General features: G+C 74.4%; 10 protein-coding genes. 3 read left to right on the top strand and 7 right to left on the bottom strand.

The features are described from left to right. Window positions 1–243 precede the first annotated feature (243 nt). The 7 genes from ACQKM2_RS23090 to ACQKM2_RS23060 all read right to left on the bottom strand — a co-directional run bounded on the left by ACQKM2_RS23090 (window position 244) and on the right by ACQKM2_RS23060 (window position 8612). On the bottom strand, window positions 244–1056 hold the full coding sequence (locus ACQKM2_RS23090) for an HpcH/HpaI aldolase/citrate lyase family protein (RefSeq protein ID WP_427712532.1): 813 nt from the start codon (window positions 1054–1056) through the stop codon (window positions 244–246). Then, the gene (locus ACQKM2_RS23085; RefSeq protein WP_427712529.1) at window positions 1053–2288 is read right to left on the bottom strand and encodes a CaiB/BaiF CoA transferase family protein; all 1236 of its coding nucleotides are present in this window, start codon (window positions 2286–2288) and stop codon (window positions 1053–1055) included. Before ACQKM2_RS23085 ends, ACQKM2_RS23090 begins: the two co-directional genes overlap by 4 nt. Next, window positions 2285–3202 carry a ribokinase gene (rbsK, locus tag ACQKM2_RS23080; RefSeq protein ID WP_427712527.1) on the bottom strand — a complete coding sequence of 306 codons (918 nt, stop codon included), beginning with the start codon at window positions 3200–3202 and terminating at the stop codon, window positions 2285–2287. The genes ACQKM2_RS23085 and rbsK overlap by 4 nt, the downstream gene beginning before the upstream one ends. After that, on the bottom strand, window positions 3199–4578 hold the full coding sequence (locus ACQKM2_RS23075; RefSeq protein ID WP_427712544.1) for an ADP-ribosylglycohydrolase family protein: 1380 nt from the start codon (window positions 4576–4578) through the stop codon (window positions 3199–3201). The genes rbsK and ACQKM2_RS23075 overlap by 4 nt, the downstream gene beginning before the upstream one ends. Before the next feature lie 74 nt (window positions 4579–4652). Next, window positions 4653–5798, bottom strand: coding sequence for an ADP-ribosylglycohydrolase family protein (locus ACQKM2_RS23070; protein WP_427712524.1), 1146 nt, complete (start codon window positions 5796–5798; stop codon window positions 4653–4655). Window positions 5799–5805: 7 nt separating this feature from the next. After that, complete coding sequence (locus tag ACQKM2_RS23065; RefSeq protein ID WP_427712541.1) at window positions 5806–7107, bottom strand: ADP-ribosylglycohydrolase family protein; 1302 nt, start codon at window positions 7105–7107, stop codon at window positions 5806–5808. A gap of 518 nt (window positions 7108–7625) precedes the next feature. Beyond that, window positions 7626–8612 (bottom strand): ADP-ribosylglycohydrolase family protein, encoded by a 987-nt coding sequence (locus ACQKM2_RS23060; protein ID WP_427712521.1) that lies wholly within the window; start codon window positions 8610–8612, stop codon window positions 7626–7628. A 290-nt stretch (window positions 8613–8902) separates the two neighbouring features. Here ACQKM2_RS23060 and ACQKM2_RS23055 point away from each other — a divergent pair, with 290 nt between their 5' ends. The 3 genes from ACQKM2_RS23055 to ACQKM2_RS23045 all read left to right on the top strand — a co-directional run bounded on the left by ACQKM2_RS23055 (window position 8903) and on the right by ACQKM2_RS23045 (window position 16036). Continuing rightward, window positions 8903–9634: a VIT1/CCC1 transporter family protein gene (locus tag ACQKM2_RS23055; RefSeq protein ID WP_427712518.1), complete on the top strand. Its 732-nt coding sequence runs from the start codon at window positions 8903–8905 to the stop codon at window positions 9632–9634. Between the two features lie 401 nt (window positions 9635–10035). After that, window positions 10036–14583, top strand: a complete 4548-nt coding sequence (gene gltB / locus ACQKM2_RS23050) for a glutamate synthase large subunit (RefSeq protein WP_427712538.1) — start codon at window positions 10036–10038, stop codon at window positions 14581–14583. Then, complete coding sequence (locus tag ACQKM2_RS23045; protein ID WP_427712515.1) at window positions 14576–16036, top strand: glutamate synthase subunit beta; 1461 nt, start codon at window positions 14576–14578, stop codon at window positions 16034–16036. Before gltB ends, ACQKM2_RS23045 begins: the two co-directional genes overlap by 8 nt. Window positions 16037–16141 lie beyond the last annotated feature (105 nt).

Here is a 16141-nt window from a genome sequence, read left to right as displayed (position 1 = left end):
GAATTTCGCTGCGCGAAATCCAGCCCGCGCGGCGTTTGAGCGCAACGGGGTCAGGGGCGGAGCCCCTGGGAACGGTGGAAGGGCGGGTAGGGGACCCAGCCCGCGCAGCGGCCCACCCGCCCGCAGACGACCAACCGGCACCAGCCACCCGAACCGGCCCCGCCCGACACCCGGCGGCCGGAGGCCGGCGCAGCGCCGCGAAGCCGGGGAGGCCCCCAGGGGCCGAGCCGTGCGAGCGGCGCGTCAAGAAGGGGCGCGGCGGGACAAGGACAGGGTGCGGTGCGCGGCAGCGACCACGGCGGGGTCGACGAAGCGGCCGTCCGGGAGGGCGAGCGCGCCCGGGGTGGCGCGGGCCGCCGTGACGATCTCCTCGGCGGCGGTGACCTCCTCCGGCCCGGGGAGGAAGGCGCGTTCGATCACCGGGAGCTGCCGTGGGTGGATCGCCGCACGGCCGAGGAACCCCAGGGCCCGCCCCCGCGCGCAGGAGGCGGCCAGCGCCTCCAGGTCCCGGATGTCCGGGAAGACCGACTGCGCCGGCGGTGCCAGCCCGGCGGCCCGGGCGGCCACGACGACCCTGGAACGCGGCCAGTCCAGCCCGCTCTCCGCACAGACGCCGAGGTCCGCGCACAGGTCCGCCTCGCCCAGCGTCAGCCCCTGCAGGGACGGGTGGGCGCGCGCGATCTCGTACGCCCTCTCCACCCCCAGCGCGGACTCCAGCAGCGCGTACAGCGCCACCCCTCCGGTGCGGTCCGCGACCCGGGTGATCTGTTCCGGCGCGTCGACCTTGGGCAGCCGCAGGCCCGCGAGACCGTGCAGCTTGGCCAGCGCGGTCAGGTCGGCTCCCGACCAGGGGGAGCCGAGGGCGTTGACGCGGACGTGCACGGGGACCGGCGGCCGCTCGGTCAGCAGCTCGGCGGTGGCCGCGCGGGCGTACTCCTTGCGCGAGACCGACACCGAGTCCTCCAGGTCGACGATGACGGCGTCGGCCCCGCTGCGCAGGGCCTTCGCCACCACCTCCGGGCGGTCCCCGGGTGCGTAGAGCCAGGTCAGGATCAAAGGGCACCTTCGGTACGGAGGGCGGCGATCTCGGGCCCGGTCAGGCCGAGCTCGGTCAGGACGGATTCGGTGTCCGCGCCGTGCGGGCGGCCGGCCCAGCGGATCCCGCCGGGGGTCCCGGACAGCCGGAAGAGGACGTTCTGCATGCGGATCGGGCCGAGTTCGGGGTCCTCGACCTCGGTGACCGTGTCGAGGGCCGCGAACTGCGGATCGGCCATCACGTCCCGCACGTCGTAGACGAGGGCTACGGCGGCCTCGGCCTCCTCGAAGGCCGCGACCACCTCCTCGGCCTTGTGCCGGGCGATCCAGCCGCCGACCGCCTCGTCGAGGACCTCCGCGTGCGCGGCCCGCCCGGAGCCGGTCGCGAACCAGGGCTCGGCGGTCAGCTCGGGCCGGCCGACGAGCCGCAGCACGCGCTCCGCGATCGACTGGGCCGAGGCGGACACCGCCAGCCAGCGGCCGTCCGCGCTGCGGTAGGTGTTGCGGGGGGCGTTGTTGGCGGAACGGTTGCCGGTGCGGGGCTGGACGTAGCCGAGCTGGTCGTACCAGAGCGGGTGCGGGCCCAGCACGGTCAGGATCGGCTCGATGATCGCCAGGTCGACCACCTGGCCGTGACCGGTCCGGTCCCGGCCGGCGAGCGCGGTCATCACCGCGTACGCGCAGGTCAGGGCAGCGATGGAGTCCGCGAGGCCGAAGGGCGGCAGGGTCGGCGGGCCGTCCGGCTCCCCGGTGATCGCGGCGAAGCCGCTCATCGCCTCGGCGAGGGTGCCGAAGCCCGGCCGGCGGGCGTACGGGCCCTGCTGGCCGAAGGCCGTGACGCGGGCCAGGACCAGCCGCGGGTTGGCGGCCGACAGCTCCGGCCAGCCCAGGCCCCACTTCTCCAGGGTGCCGGGGCGGAAGTTCTCGACGACCACGTCGGCGGTGGCGGCCAGCCGCAGCAGGGTGTCCCGGCCGCCCGGCACGGACAGGTCGAGGGTCATCGTCCGCTTGTTCCGGCCGAGCAGCTTCCACCACAGCCCGACCCCGTCCTTGGCCGGCCCGTGGCCCCGGGAGGGGTCGGGCCGGTGCGGGTGCTCGACCTTGACCACCTCCGCGCCGAAGTCCCCGAGCAGGGTGGCGGCCAGCGGCCCGGCGAACAGGGTGGCCAGGTCGAGCACGCGCAGCCCCGCCAGCGGACCGGCCGACGCGGCGGCCGGTGGTGCGGCGGCCGGTGGTGCGTCCGCGGGGGTCATGACTCCGCCCCGCCCGCGGCCCGGGCCGCGGCCGCCCGGTCCACCTCGGCGCGGGTCGGCATCGAGTCCTGCGCCCCCGGCCGCTGCACGGACAGCGCCGCCGCCACCGAGGCCCAGGCCAGCGCCTCGGGCATGGCGCGGCCCTCCCCGAGCGCCACCGCGAGCGCCCCGACGAAGGTGTCCCCGGCGGCGGTGGTGTCCACCGCCCGCACCCGGGGGGCCGACACCGTGAGCGGCTCGCGCCCCCGGGCCGCGTACAGGCAGCCCGCCGCGCCCAGGGTGACCACCACCTCCGGCACCTCCCGCAGCAGCGCCTCCGCGGCCCGGTGCGGGTCGGTGAGCCCGGTGAGGGCGGCGGCCTCGTGCTCGTTCGGGACCAGCAGGTCGGTGGCGGCGAGCAGCCCGGCCGGCAGAGGCTGCGCCGGGGCCGGGGTGAGGACGGTGCGGACGCCGTGCGCGCGGGCGGCCTCCGCGCCGGCGAGGACGGCCTCCAGGGGCAGTTCCAGCTGGAGCAGCAGGCAGTCGGCGGCGCCGATCCGCGACGCGTCGCCCGCCTCCAGGCCGGTGACGCGGGCGTTGGCGCCGGGGATGACGACGATGCTGTTGCCGCCCTCGTCGTCGACGGTGATGTGCGCGGTGCCGCTCGCGCCCTCGACGGTGCGCAGCGCGGCGGTCTCGACCCCGGCCGCCGCCAGCCCGGCCCGCAGCCGTACGCCGAACTCGTCCGCCCCGACGGCGCCGATCATCACCACCTCCCCGCCGAGGCGGGCGGCGGCCACCGCCTGGTTGGCGCCCTTGCCGCCGGGGGCCGTGCGGAACTCCCGGCCCGTGACGGTCTCCCCGAGGCGGGGGGCCTTGGGCACGTAGGCGACGAGGTCCATGTTGGTACTGCCGAGCACGGCGATGGCCGTCATGAGCGGGGTGCCTCCTGGGTGGCGGGCTGGGTGGCGAGCTGGGCGGTGAGGTGCGCGAGGGTGTCGAAGCCGGTGCCGTCGAAGCCGGCGACGGTGGTGGCGAGGCGGTTCTCCAGCGGTGCGGTCCAGCGCTCAGGGATCCGGTCGGGGGATCCGGCCAGGAGTCCGGCGACCGAGCCGGCGGTGGCGCCGTTGGAGTCGGTGTCCCAGCCGCCGGACACCGCGAGGCAGACGGAGCGGGTGAAGTCCCCGTCGGCGTGGGTGAGGGCGGCGGCGATCAGGGCGGTGTTGGGGACGGCGTGCACCCAGTGGTAGTGGCCGTAGCGGGCGTGCAGCCGGTCCACGGCCCGGTCGAAGCAGGCCTCCTCGCGGGCGGTGCGGATCCCGTGGCGGACGGCCTCGGCGAGGCGGGAGCCGGGCGGTACGACGGCGAGCCCGGCCCGCAGCGCGCCGTGCACGTCGGCCCGGCCGCCGGCGGCCTCGGCGATGGCCGCCGCGGCGAACAGGGCGGCGTGCACCCCGCCCGCGGTGTGCGTGAGGGTGGCGTCCCGCCAGGCCTGTTCGGCGGCGGCGGCCGGGTCGCCGGGGTTGGTCCAGCCGTGGACGTCGGCGCGGATGAGGGCGCCGATCCACTCGCGGAAGGGGTTGTGGCGGGTGGCGGTGTGCGGGGGCTCCAGGCCCTGGAGGAGGTTGCGGTAGGCGACGCGTTCGGCGGTGAAGGTGCGGCCGGCGGGGAGCTCGTCGAGCCAGAGCCGGGCCAGGTCGGCGGTGGTGAAGCCCTTGCCGTGCCGCTGGAGGAGCAGCAGGCAGAGGAGGGGGTGGTTGAGGTCGTCGTCCTCGGGCGCGCCGTCGATGTTCTCGGCGAGGGAGGTGGGTGCGGAGCGGCGGTTCCACGGGTACGCGGCCAGCAGCTCCGCGGGGACGCCGCGTGCGGTGAACCAGTGGTCCAGCGGCCAGTTGCCGGCGGCGCGGGCGAGGGCGCGGATGCCGTCGAGGGGGAGCTTCTCGACGGGTTTGCCGAGTACGCAGCCGACGGCCCGGCCGACCCAGGCGGCCTCCAGCCTGCGGCGCAGCCCGGGGGCCGGCGGGCGTGCGGCCGGGGGCGGGGACGCGGCCCAGGCGGCCCGGATGGCCGGCCAGTCGGTGGGCTCCGCGGCGGCGGTGGGGACGGGGAGCTCCGCGAGGCCGTCCAGCAGGCGGGCGGCGAGCGCGCGCAGTTCCGGCGCGGCGGGTGCGGGGGAGGCCCCGGCCCGGGCGGGCGCCGGGCGGCCGCCCGCCGCGAGCCAGGCGGCGCGGGCCGGCCCGGGGTCGCGTCCGTCCTCCGCGGCCTGGCGCAGCTCGTGCCCGAGCAGGTCCTCGGGCTGGACCCAGGTCAGGCATACGGGGTCGGGGGTGGGGCGCGAGGCGGCTCCGACGGCCGGGCCCGGGACGCCTCCGGCGCAGGGGAGGGTCACCGCGGTGAGGCGATCGCGTCGAAGGCGGCCTCGTGGGCGCGCCGGCGGGACCGGTCCCGGTCGAAGACCTCCCGGGCCACGGCGGCCAGTTCGGCGGCCGGGGCGTGCAGGTCGAGCCGGCTGGCCTCGGCGACCTGCTTGGCCCAGGCGGCCGGGACGGCGGACTCCCCGCCGAGGGCGCCGGCCACCGCCCCGGCCATGGTGGCGATGGAGTCGCAGTCGCGGCCGTAGTTGACGGAGCCGAGCACCGCCGCCTCGTACCGGCCGTCCGCGACCAGCAGCATGCCGAGGGCTACGGGGAGTTCCTCGATGGAGTGCAGGCGCGAGGGGCGGCGGGCGCCGAGGGAGGGCGCCCGGTAGTCGGGGCCGACCGAGTCGTACGGGGCCACGGCCGCCCGCAGCGGTGCCAGGGCGGATTCGAAGTCCCGGTGCCGCAGCGCGACGTCGCGTACGGCGGCGATGGCGTCGCGGGTGCCGTCCTTGGCGAGGGCGAGCGCGGTGTCCACCACGGTGGCGGCCGTCGCGCCCGGGGCGCAGGCCGCCGCGACCGCCGCGGCGAACACGCCCGCGGCCTCCCGCCCGTACGAGGACTGGTGCGCGCCCGCGACGTCCAGCGCCTCGGCGTAGGCGGCGGCCGGGTTGCCCGCGTTGACCAGGCCGACCGGGGCCATGTACATCGCCGCACCGCAGTTGACGATGTTGCCGGTGCCGGCCTCGCGGGGGTCCGCGTGCGCGTAGTGCAGCCGGGTCACGATCCACTTCTCGGCGAGGAAAATCCGCTGGAGGGGCAGGGCCTCGGCCTCCAGCTCGGGGATCCAGCGCGGGGTGCCCATCAGGTCCGGCACGAGGTGTTCGGCGACGGCGTAGGCGTCCAGGTGGTCGCGTACGGCTGTGTAGACGCGCACCAGGGCGTGCGTCATGAGGGTGTCGTCGGTGACGTGCCCGTCGCCCTTGTGGTACGGCGCGATGGGCCGGGCGGTGCGCCAGTCCTCGTACCAGGGGCCGACGATGCCGTGCACGCGGCCGCCGTGCCGGTCGGCGATCTGCTCCGGGGACCAGCCCTCCACCGGCCCGCCGAGGGCGTCGCCGACGGCGGCGCCGACGAGGGCGCCCGAGAACCGGTCCTCCAGTGTGGGGGTCATGCCCGAATCATCCCTTCAGGGTGGTGAGTTCCGTACGCGAGAGCAGCGCGGCGAGTTCGACGAGGTCGGTTCCGGCCAGCCGGGGCAGGGCGCAGCCGGAGAGGGTGCGGCAGGCCTCGCGCCAGGCGGCGGGGAGGGAGTCGCCCCCGCCGAGGGCGCCGGTGAGGGCGCCCGCGAGGGCGGGGGCGGAGTCGGCGACGCGGGAGAGGCAGGCGGCGGCCGGGACGGCCTCGCAGACCTTGCCGCGGGCGGCGGTGGCGAGGGCGAGGGCGACGGGGACGGTCTCGGCGGCGGCGATGCCGTAGCTGTAGACGTGGTCGACGATCTGGTGTTCCAGGAGGGGGACGAGCGCGAAGGCACCGCCGGTCTCCGCGCGGGCGAGCTTGACGGCGTGCCGGGCATTGCGGCCGATCTCGGTGGGGGCGGGCAGCTGCGCGAGCGCGGCGTCGACGGCGGTGTCGGTGTCCGCGCCGGCGAGGGCGGCGGCGACGGCGGCGGCCATGGCGCGGGCGCCGTGGACGCCGTCGCCGTCCTGGGTGTAGCGGGCGTCGAACTCGGCGAGGTCCGCGGCGGTTTCCGGGTCGCCGGGGTGCACGACGGCGAGTACGCAGGCGCGGATGCAGGCGGCGTCGTCGAAGTAGTGCGGGTTGTCGTGGCCGGTGGCGGGCGGGCGCAGGCCGGCGGCGAGGTTGCCGAGGCCGGCGCGTACGGAGATCCGGGCGCGCATCGGCAGGACGGCGGACTCGACCTCGGGGGCCCGTTCCGCGGCGGCGGCGACCTCGCTGGCGAGGGCGTTCCAGGCGAGGTCGATGGCGGCGCGCATGCGGCGGGACCGGGAGAGGTCGCTGAGCAGCACCCCGGCGGCGGTGAGTACGGATTCGGCGGCGAAGGCGGCCCATTCGGCGTCGTCGGAGGGTCCGAGGCGCAGTGGTTCGGGGGGCTGGTTGAGGGCGATGGGGACGGGGAGGGTGGTGGTGGCGTTCTGCTCGGCGAAGGTGTCGAGCTCGCGGGTGAGGCGGCGGGTCCACTCGGGCATCCGGCTGGCCCGGTGCCGGGCGGCGGGCCACCCGGCGGCGTCGCCGGCGGCGAGCCCGAGGAGCAGCCCCTCGATCCGCCGGGCCGCCTCCGGCGGGGTGGCGGGGGTCGTACGGGGGCCCGTGCCGGCGGCCTCCGGCCGGGCGGCGGGGGTACGCGGCTCCGTGCGGGCCGCCTCGGGCGGCGGGGCCGGCGCGGTGGCCGCGTCCGGTGCGGTCGCGGGGGTACGCGGTTCCGTGCGCGGGGTCCGGCCGGGGGCGGAGGTTCCCCCCACCCCGCCCCTTCCCGGAACCGGGGGCAGGCCCCCGGCCCCCGCCGGCGAGGTGACCCCGTCCGGCACCGTCCTGGACACGGCGGCCCACTCGGTGCCCGTCCGAGGGGGCTGCCCCGCGGCCGGGGCGGCGGCCACGGCAGCTGCCCGTACCGGGTGCCCCGAGGCCCCGCCTCCGGGAGGCACGGCCGGCTCTCCGGCCGGCAGGGCCGCGACGGCGCCGGGTCCGGTCCCGTCGGCCACCGGGTCCGTGAAGGTGCCGGGGCCGGTCCCGTCGGGCGGGGTCGGGGCCGTGACGGTGGCCGGTCCGGTCCCGTCGGGCGGGGTCGGGGGAGTGAAGGTGTCGGGTCCCGTCCCGTGGGCCGGGGTCGGGGTTGCGGCGGTGCCTGGTCCGGTCCCGTCGGGCGGAGCCGGGGCAGCGGCGGTGCCGGGAACGGTCCCGTCGGGCGGGGCGGCCCCGGCGGCCGGGGTCGTGGGGGATTCGGCTTCCGGGGGTGGGTCGGTGAGGGTGGTGTGGTGGGTCATCGGGCGGGCTCGGTTTCCGGGGTGAGGAGGTCCGCGATGTCCAGGACGTGGTAGCCGCGCATCGACGGGAGGCAGCTGCCGCGGACCGGGCCGATGGCCGAGGCCCAGGCGGCGGGGATGGCGGCGGCGCCGGACAGGGCGCCGGCCAGGGCGCCCGCCACCGCCGCGGTGGTGTCGGCGTCCCGGCCCATGTTCACCGCGGTGAGGACCGAGGCGGGGAAGTCGCCCGCGCAGGCGGCGAACGCGCCGAAGGCCAGCCCCACCGCCTCCGGGGCCAGGTCCGTCCACGGGTAGCCGCCGATGACCACCGCCGAGCGCACCGCCCGCTCGCCGCGCGGGGCCGCGGTCACGGCACGGCGCAGCGAGCGGGCCGTCCAGGAGTCGGACGGGATGACGGACAGGGCCGCCGAGACCACCGAGGCGGGGGAGCCGCCCGCCATCGCGGCCGCGACGCCGGCGGCGACGGCCTGGCCGCCGTAGATGCCCTCGCCGTCGTGGCTGACGGTGCCGTCGATCGCGACCAGCCGGGCCGCTTCCGCCGGGCGTCCCGCCGCGAACACCCCGAAGGGGGCCGCCCGCATGGCCAGGCCGTCCGACCAGGCGTGCCGGTGCTGGGCCGAGATCGGCGCCGCCAGGCCCCGGCGGAGGTTCTCCAGGGTGCCGCGCTCGGAGAAGCCGGCGCCGCGGAAGGGGCCCTCGTCGAGGTCCGCGATCCAGTGGTGCCAGGCCCGTTCGACGTGCGCGACGGTCAGGGCGGAGCCGTGCCGGGCCAGCAGCAGGCCCGAGAAGATCGCGTACTCCGTGTCGTCCGTGCCCGCCGGGTCGTCCGAGACGAAGCCCTCGATCCGGCCCCACTTCGCGCGGATCTCCGACGGCTTCATGTTCTCCGCGGGGGCGCCCAGCGCGTCACCCACCGCGAGGCCGAGAAGCGCTCCCCTGGCCCGTTCGAGGAGGACCTGCGGATTGCATGCAATCAGCTCCATGGCGCGCCTCTCCACTTGGTGGGGGACTCATCATGAGCCCTTGGGGGATTTGTGCCACGGCATGAGGTTTGTCGGTCGCCGCGAAACGCCCCCCGCCCGCCCCCGTCACCCGGTCGCCGACCCGCGAAACCCCAGGTAAGTACGGCCTTCCTTGCTGGCGGGAGCCTGAAATCGTGCGTACTTTCGAGGTGTTCAGGGGGAGTGCCCCGCGTCAGGGGACAGCTGCGCGTTGCTTTCGCGTGCCCGCTCGTGCCCGCTCGTACCCATTCGCACAAAAGGGGAGATACGCCGTGTCCATCATCGACATCGAAGCGCCGCTGCACACCGCCCACCGCGACAACCACACCCACCGTGACGTCAACGGCGGATGGCTGCGCCCGGCGGTCTTCGGCGCGATGGACGGCCTCGTCTCCAACATCGCCCTGATGACCGGCGTGGCCGGTGGCGCGGTCGCCCCCGCGACGATCGTCATCACCGGCCTCGCCGGTCTCGCCGCCGGCGCCTTCTCGATGGCGGCCGGCGAGTACACCTCCGTCGCCTCGCAGCGCGAGCTGGTCCTCGCCGAGCTGGACGTGGAGCGCCAGCAGCTGCGCAAGCACCCCGTCGACGAGATGGAGGAGCTGGCCGAGCTCTACGTCTCTCGCGGCGTCGAGCCCGCCCTCGCCCGCGAGGTCGCGATGCAGCTCTCCCGCGACCCGGACCAGGCGCTGGAGATCCACGCCCGCGAGGAGCTCGGCATCGACCCCGACGACCTGCCCTCGCCGCTGGTGGCGGCCGTGTCGTCCTTCGGCTCCTTCGCGCTGGGCGCGCTGCTCCCCGTACTGCCCTACCTGCTCGGAGCGACCGCCCTGTGGCCGGCCGTGCTACTGGCGCTCGTCGGGCTCTTCGCCTGCGGTGCGGTGGTCTCGCGGGTCACGGCCCGGTCGTGGTGGTACAGCGGTATGCGCCAGCTCGTCCTGGGTGGCGCCGCCGCGGGTGTGACGTACATCCTGGGAACCTGGATCGGCGGCGCCATAGGCTAACGGCCGCGGGAGTGAGACACTATGCAGCACGCAACATAAGTAGTCCGTTACCCGGTGGTTTCGGTTCCGTGACCGCTGGGCATCAGACCAGGGCGCCGGGCAACGATGCCCGTCTCGCGCCGGGACCTTCACCCCGTGTTGTGCCCAGCAGGCCTCGTCAGAGGTGTCTGCGACCCCGAGAATCCCTTGAAGGTCCCTTCTTTCTGCCTCGCGCAGTGTCCGCATGCTGGAATGTGATATCCGGTTCTCGGAATTACCGTCATCATGTAACCTGCACGAAATTTCGCAGAGGGCCAACGTCGTCCCTCGGCTAGCACATTGCCACGACGACGACGGGAGAGCCGATGCGTTCCGCATCCACGCACTCCGCGACCGGCCTCAGCAACACCGCCTGGTCGCCCATGGACGGTCGCCCCGCCCAGCAGGGCATGTACGACCCGCGCAACGAGAAGGACGCCTGCGGCGTCGGATTCGTGGCGAACCTCACCGGCGAGGCCACCCACACCCTCGTCGAGCAGGCCCTGACCGTCCTGCGGAACCTCGAGCACCGCGGCGCCACCGGCTCCGAACCGGACTCCGGCGACGGCGCGGGCATCCTGTCCCAGGTGCCGGACGCCTTCCTCCGCGAGGTCGCGGGATTCGACCTCCCCGAGGCCGGCGCGTACGCCGTCGGCATCGCCTTCCTCCCCGCCGACGGCACCGCACAGGCCGTCGCCGTGGAGCGCATCGAGGCCATCGCCGCCGAGGAGAACCTCACGGTCCTCGGCTGGCGCGAGGTCCCGGTCACCCCGGACCTGCTCGGCAACGGCGCGCGCACCACGATGCCCGCCTTCTCGCAGCTGTTCGTGAGCAACGGCAGCACCGGCATCGAGCTGGACCGCAAGGCCTTCGTGCTGCGCAAGCGCGCCGAGCGCGAGGCCGGCGTGTACTTCCCGTCGCTCTCCGCCCGCACCATCGTCTACAAGGGCATGCTGACCACCGGCCAGCTGGAGCCCTTCTTCCCGGACCTCTCCGACCGCCGCTTCGCCTCGGCGCTCGCCCTGGTCCACTCCCGGTTCTCGACGAACACCTTCCCGTCCTGGCCGCTCGCCCACCCGTACCGCTTCGTCGCGCACAACGGCGAGATCAACACGGTCAAGGGCAACCGGAACTGGATGAAGGCCCGCGAGTCCCAGCTGGCCACCGACGCCTTCGGCGAGGGCGCCCTGGACCGCATCTTCCCGATCTGCACCCCGGACGCCTCCGACTCGGCCTCCTTCGACGAGGTCCTGGAGCTGCTCCACCTCGGCGGCCGCTCCCTGCCGCACAGCGTGCTGATGATGATCCCGGAGGCGTGGGAGAACCACACCTCCATGGACCCGGCCCGCCGCGCGTTCTACCAGTACCACTCCACGATGATGGAGCCCTGGGACGGCCCGGCCTGCGTCACCTTCACCGACGGCACCCAGGTCGGCGCGGTCCTCGACCGCAACGGTCTGCGCCCCGGCCGCTACTGGGTCACCGACGACGGCCTCGTCGTCCTCGGCTCCGAGGTCGGCGTCCTCGACATCGACCCGTCCAAGGTCGTCCGCAAGGGCCGCCTGCAGCCCGGCAAGATGTTCCTCGTCGACACCGCGCAGAAGCGCATCGTCGAGGACGACGAGATCAAGGACGAGCTGGCCGCCGCCGCCCCCTACGCGGAGTGGCTGGAGACCGGCGAGATCGAGCTGACGGACCTCCCCGAGCGCGAGCACATCGTGCACACCCACGCCTCGGTCACCCGCCGCCAGCAGACCTTCGGCTACACCGAGGAAGAGCTGCGCGTCATCATCGCGCCCATGGCCCGCACGGCCGGCGAAGCCCTCGGCTCCATGGGCACGGACTCGCCCATCGCGGCCCTGTCCGAGCGCCCCCGGCTGCTCTTCGACTACTTCACGCAGCTCTTCGCGCAGGTCACCAACCCGCCGCTGGACGCCATCCGCGAGGAGCTCGTCACCTCGCTGCTGTCCTCGATCGGCCCGCAGTCCAACCTGCTGGCGCCGACCGCCGCGTCCTGCCGCAGCGTCACCCTGCCCTTCCCGGTGATCGACAACGACGAGCTCGCCAAGCTCATCCACATCAACGCCGACGGCGACATGGCGGGCATGAAGGCCGCCACCCTGTCGGGCCTCTACCGGGTCTCCGGCGGCGGCGAGGCCCTCGCCGCCCGGATCGAGGAGATCCGCGCCGAGGCCGACGCCGCCATCGCGGCCGGCGCCCGCCTGATCGTCCTGTCGGACCGCCACTCGGACGCCGAGCACGCGCCGATCCCGTCGCTGCTGCTCACCGCGGCCGTGCACCACCACCTCATCGCCACCAAGCAGCGCACCCAGGTGGGCCTGCTGGTCGAGGCCGGCGACGTCCGCGAGGTCCACCACGTCGCCCTGCTCATCGGCTACGGCGCCGCGGCCGTCAACCCGTACCTGGCCATGGAGTCCGTCGAGGACCTGCTGCGCGCCGGTACCTTCCTGTCCGGCCTGGAGCCGGAGCAGGCCATCAAGAACCTGATCTACGCCCTCGGCAAGGGCGTCCTCAAGGTCATGTCGAAGATGGGCATCTCCACCGTCGCCTCCTACCGCGGCGCCCAGGTCTTCGAGGCCGTCGGCCTGAACGAGGAGTTCGTCGGCACGTACTTCGCGGGCACCGCCACCAAGATCGGCGGCGCCGGCCTGGACGTCATCGCCAAGGAGGTGGCCGCCCGCCACGCCAAGGCGTACCCGGCCTCCGGCATCCCGGCCTCGCACCGCGCGCTGGAGATCGGCGGCGAGTACCAGTGGCGCCGCGAGGGCGAGCCGCACCTGTTCGACCCGGAGACGGTCTTCCGCCTCCAGCACGCGACCCGCAACCGCCGGTACGACATCTTCCGCAAGTACACGGACCGCGTGAACGAGCAGTCCGAGCGCCTGATGACGCTCCGCGGCCTGTTCGGCTTCAAGACGGGCGAGGCGGGCCGTACGCCGATCTCCATCGACGAGGTCGAGCCGGTCTCCGAGATCGTCAAGCGCTTCTCCACCGGCGCCATGTCGTACGGCTCCATCTCCAAGGAGGCGCACGAGACCCTCGCCATCGCCATGAACCAGCTGGGCGCCAAGTCCAACACCGGTGAGGGCGGCGAGGACCCGGACCGCCTGTACGACCCGGCGCGCCGCTCCTCCATCAAGCAGGTCGCGTCCGGCCGCTTCGGCGTCACGAGCGAGTACCTGGTCAACGCGGACGACATCCAGATCAAGATGGCGCAGGGCGCCAAGCCCGGCGAGGGCGGCCAGCTGCCCGGCCACAAGGTCTACCCGTGGGTCGCCAAGACCCGTCACTCCACCCCGGGTGTCGGTCTGATCTCCCCGCCGCCGCACCACGACATCTACTCCATCGAGGACCTGGCCCAGCTGATCCACGACCTCAAGAACGCCAACCCGGTCGCGCGCATCCACGTGAAGCTCGTGTCCGAGGTCGGCGTCGGTACGGTCGCGGCCGGCGTGTCCAAGGCCCACGCGGACGTCGTCCTGATCTCCGGCCACGACGGCGGTACGGGCGCCTCCCCGCTCACCTCGCTCAAGCACGCGGGCGGCCCCTGGGAGCTCGGCCTCGCCGAGACCCAGCAGACCCTGCTGCTCAACGGGCTGCGCGACCGCATCGTGGTCCAGACGGACGGCCAGCTCAAGACCGGCCGCGACGTGGTCATCGCCGCGCTGCTCGGCGCCGAGGAGTTCGGTTTCGCGACCGCGCCGCTCGTCGTCTCCGGCTGCGTCATGATGCGCGTCTGCCACCTGGACACCTGCCCCGTCGGCATCGCCACGCAGAACCCGGTCCTGCGCGACCGTTTCTCCGGCAAGCCCGAGTTCGTCGTCAACTTCTTCGAGTTCATCGCGGAGGAGGTGCGCGAGCTCCTCGCCGAGCTGGGCTTCCGCACGATCGAGGAGGCCGTCGGCCACGCCGAGCTCCTCGACACCAGCAAGGCCGTCACGCACTGGAAGGCCCAGGGCCTCGACCTGGAGCCCCTCTTCTACGTGCCCGAGCTGCCCGAGGGCGCGGTCCGCCACGCCCTGATCGAGCAGGACCACGGTCTGGAGAAGGCCCTCGACAACGAGCTCATCGAGCTCGCCGCCGACGCGCTGAACGCCGAGACCGCCGAGACGGCCCAGCCGGTCCGCGCCCAGGTCGCGATCCGCAACATCAACCGGACCGTCGGCACCATGCTCGGCCACCACGTCACCAAGAAGTTCGGCGGTGCGGGCCTGCCCGACAACACCATCGACCTGACCTTCACCGGTTCGGCCGGCCAGTCCTTCGGTGCCTTCCTTCCGAGCGGTGTCACCCTGCGCCTGGAGGGCGACGCCAACGACTACGTCGGCAAGGGCCTCTCCGGCGGCCGCGTCGTGGTCCGCCCGGACCGCGCCGCCGACCACCTCGCCGAGTACTCCACCATCGCCGGCAACACCATCGGCTACGGAGCCACCGGCGGCGAGATGTTCCTGCGCGGCCGCACCGGCGAGCGCTTCTGCGTCCGCAACTCCGGCGCCCTGGTCGTCTCGGAGGGCGTGGGCGACCACGGCTGCGAGTACATGACCGGCGGCACCGCGGTCGTCCTCGGCGAGACGGGCCGCAACTTCGCGGCCGGCATGTCGGGCGGCGTCGCGTACGTCATCGACCTCGACCCCCGCCAGGTCAACGTCGGCAACGCGGAGGCCGTCGAGGCCCCCTCCGACGCCGACAAGCAGTGGCTGCACGATGTGGTGCGCCGCCACGAGGAGGAGACCGGCTCGACCGTGGCCGCGAAGCTCCTGGCTGACTGGGACGCCGCCGCGGCCCGCTTCAGCAAGATCATCCCGACCACGTACAAGGCAGTGCTCGCCGCCAAGGACGCCGCTGAGCTGGCCGGACTCTCCGAGTCCGAGACCACCGAGAAGATGATGGAGGCGGCGACCAATGGCTGACCCGAAGGGCTTCCTCACCACCCCGCGCGAGACCGCCTGCACCCGTCCCGTCGCCGAGCGCGTCAAGGACTGGAACGAGGTCTACGTCCCGGGCTCGCTGCTCCCGATCATCAGCAAGCAGGCCGGCCGCTGCATGGACTGCGGCATCCCGTTCTGTCACAACGGCTGCCCGCTCGGGAACCTGATCCCCGAATGGAACGACTTCGCGTACCGCGAGGACTGGTCGGCGGCGGCGGAGCGGCTGCACGCCACGAACAACTTCCCGGAGTTCACGGGCCGCCTGTGCCCCGCTCCCTGCGAGTCGGCGTGCGTGCTCGGCATCAACCAGCCGGCCGTCACCATCAAGAACGTCGAAGTCTCGATCATCGACCAGGCCTGGGACAACGGCGACGTCACCCCGCAGGCGCCCGAGCGCCTGTCCGGCAAGACCGTGGCCGTCATCGGCTCCGGCCCGGCCGGCCTGGCCGCCGCCCAGCAGCTGACGCGGGCCGGCCACACCGTGGTCGTGTACGAGCGCGCCGACCGCATCGGCGGGCTGCTGCGCTACGGCATCCCCGAGTTCAAGATGGAGAAGGTGCACATCAACCGCCGCATCGAGCAGATGCGCGCGGAGGGCACCAAGTTCCGCACCGGCATCGAGGTCGGCCGCGACATCACCGCCACGGACCTGCGCAAGCGGTTCGACGCGGTCGTCGTCGCGGCGGGCGCCACCGTCTCCCGCGACCTCCCGGTCCCCGGCCGCGACCTGAACGGCGTCCACTTCGCGATGGAGTACCTCCCCCTCGCGAACAAGGTCCAGGAGGGCGACTTCATGGCGCCCCCCATCACGGCCGAGGGCAAGCACGTGGTCGTCATCGGCGGCGGCGACACCGGCGCGGACTGCGTCGGCACCGCCCACCGCCAGGGTGCCCTCTCGGTCACCCAGCTGGAGATCATGCCGCGTCCGTCGGAGGACCGCCCGGAGTCCATGCCGTGGCCGACCTTCCCGATGCTGTACAAGGTCACCTCGGCCCACGAGGAGGGCGGCGAGCGGATCTACTCCGTCTCCACCACCCACTTCGAGGGCGACGAGGACGGCAACGTCCAGTCCCTGCACCTGACCGAGGTCGAGTTCGTCGACGGCAAGCTGGTCCAGAAGCCCGGCACCGAGCGGGTCCTCCCGGCCCAGCTGGTCACCCTGGCGATGGGCTTCACCGGCACCGACCAGGCCAACGGTCTGGTCGAGCAGTTCGGCGTGAACCTGGACGAGCGGGGCAACATCGCCCGCGACGCCTCGTACGCCACCAACGCCGACGGCGTCTTCGTCGCCGGCGACGCGGGCCGCGGCCAGTCGCTGATCGTGTGGGCCATCGCGGAAGGCCGCTCGGCCGCCCGCGGCGTGGACCGCTACCTGACCGGCGCCAGCACCCTCCCGTACCCGGTCAAGCCGACGGACCGCTCCCTGATGGTCTGACCCGTCAGCCCCCCGCCCGCGAGGGCGGGGGCCGGACAGCGCCCCCGCCGCGCGAACGGCGGGACCCCTCATACGGTCCGTACAACGGCGTACGGAACTCCGACC

This window comes from Streptomyces sp. NPDC004126 (assembly GCF_050275515.1).
In the GTDB taxonomy this organism is placed as follows: Bacteria; Actinomycetota; Actinomycetes; order Streptomycetales; family Streptomycetaceae; genus Streptomyces.
The sequence above is the reverse complement of the archived record's forward strand: the minus strand, read 5'-3'. Positions and strand labels throughout refer to the sequence as shown.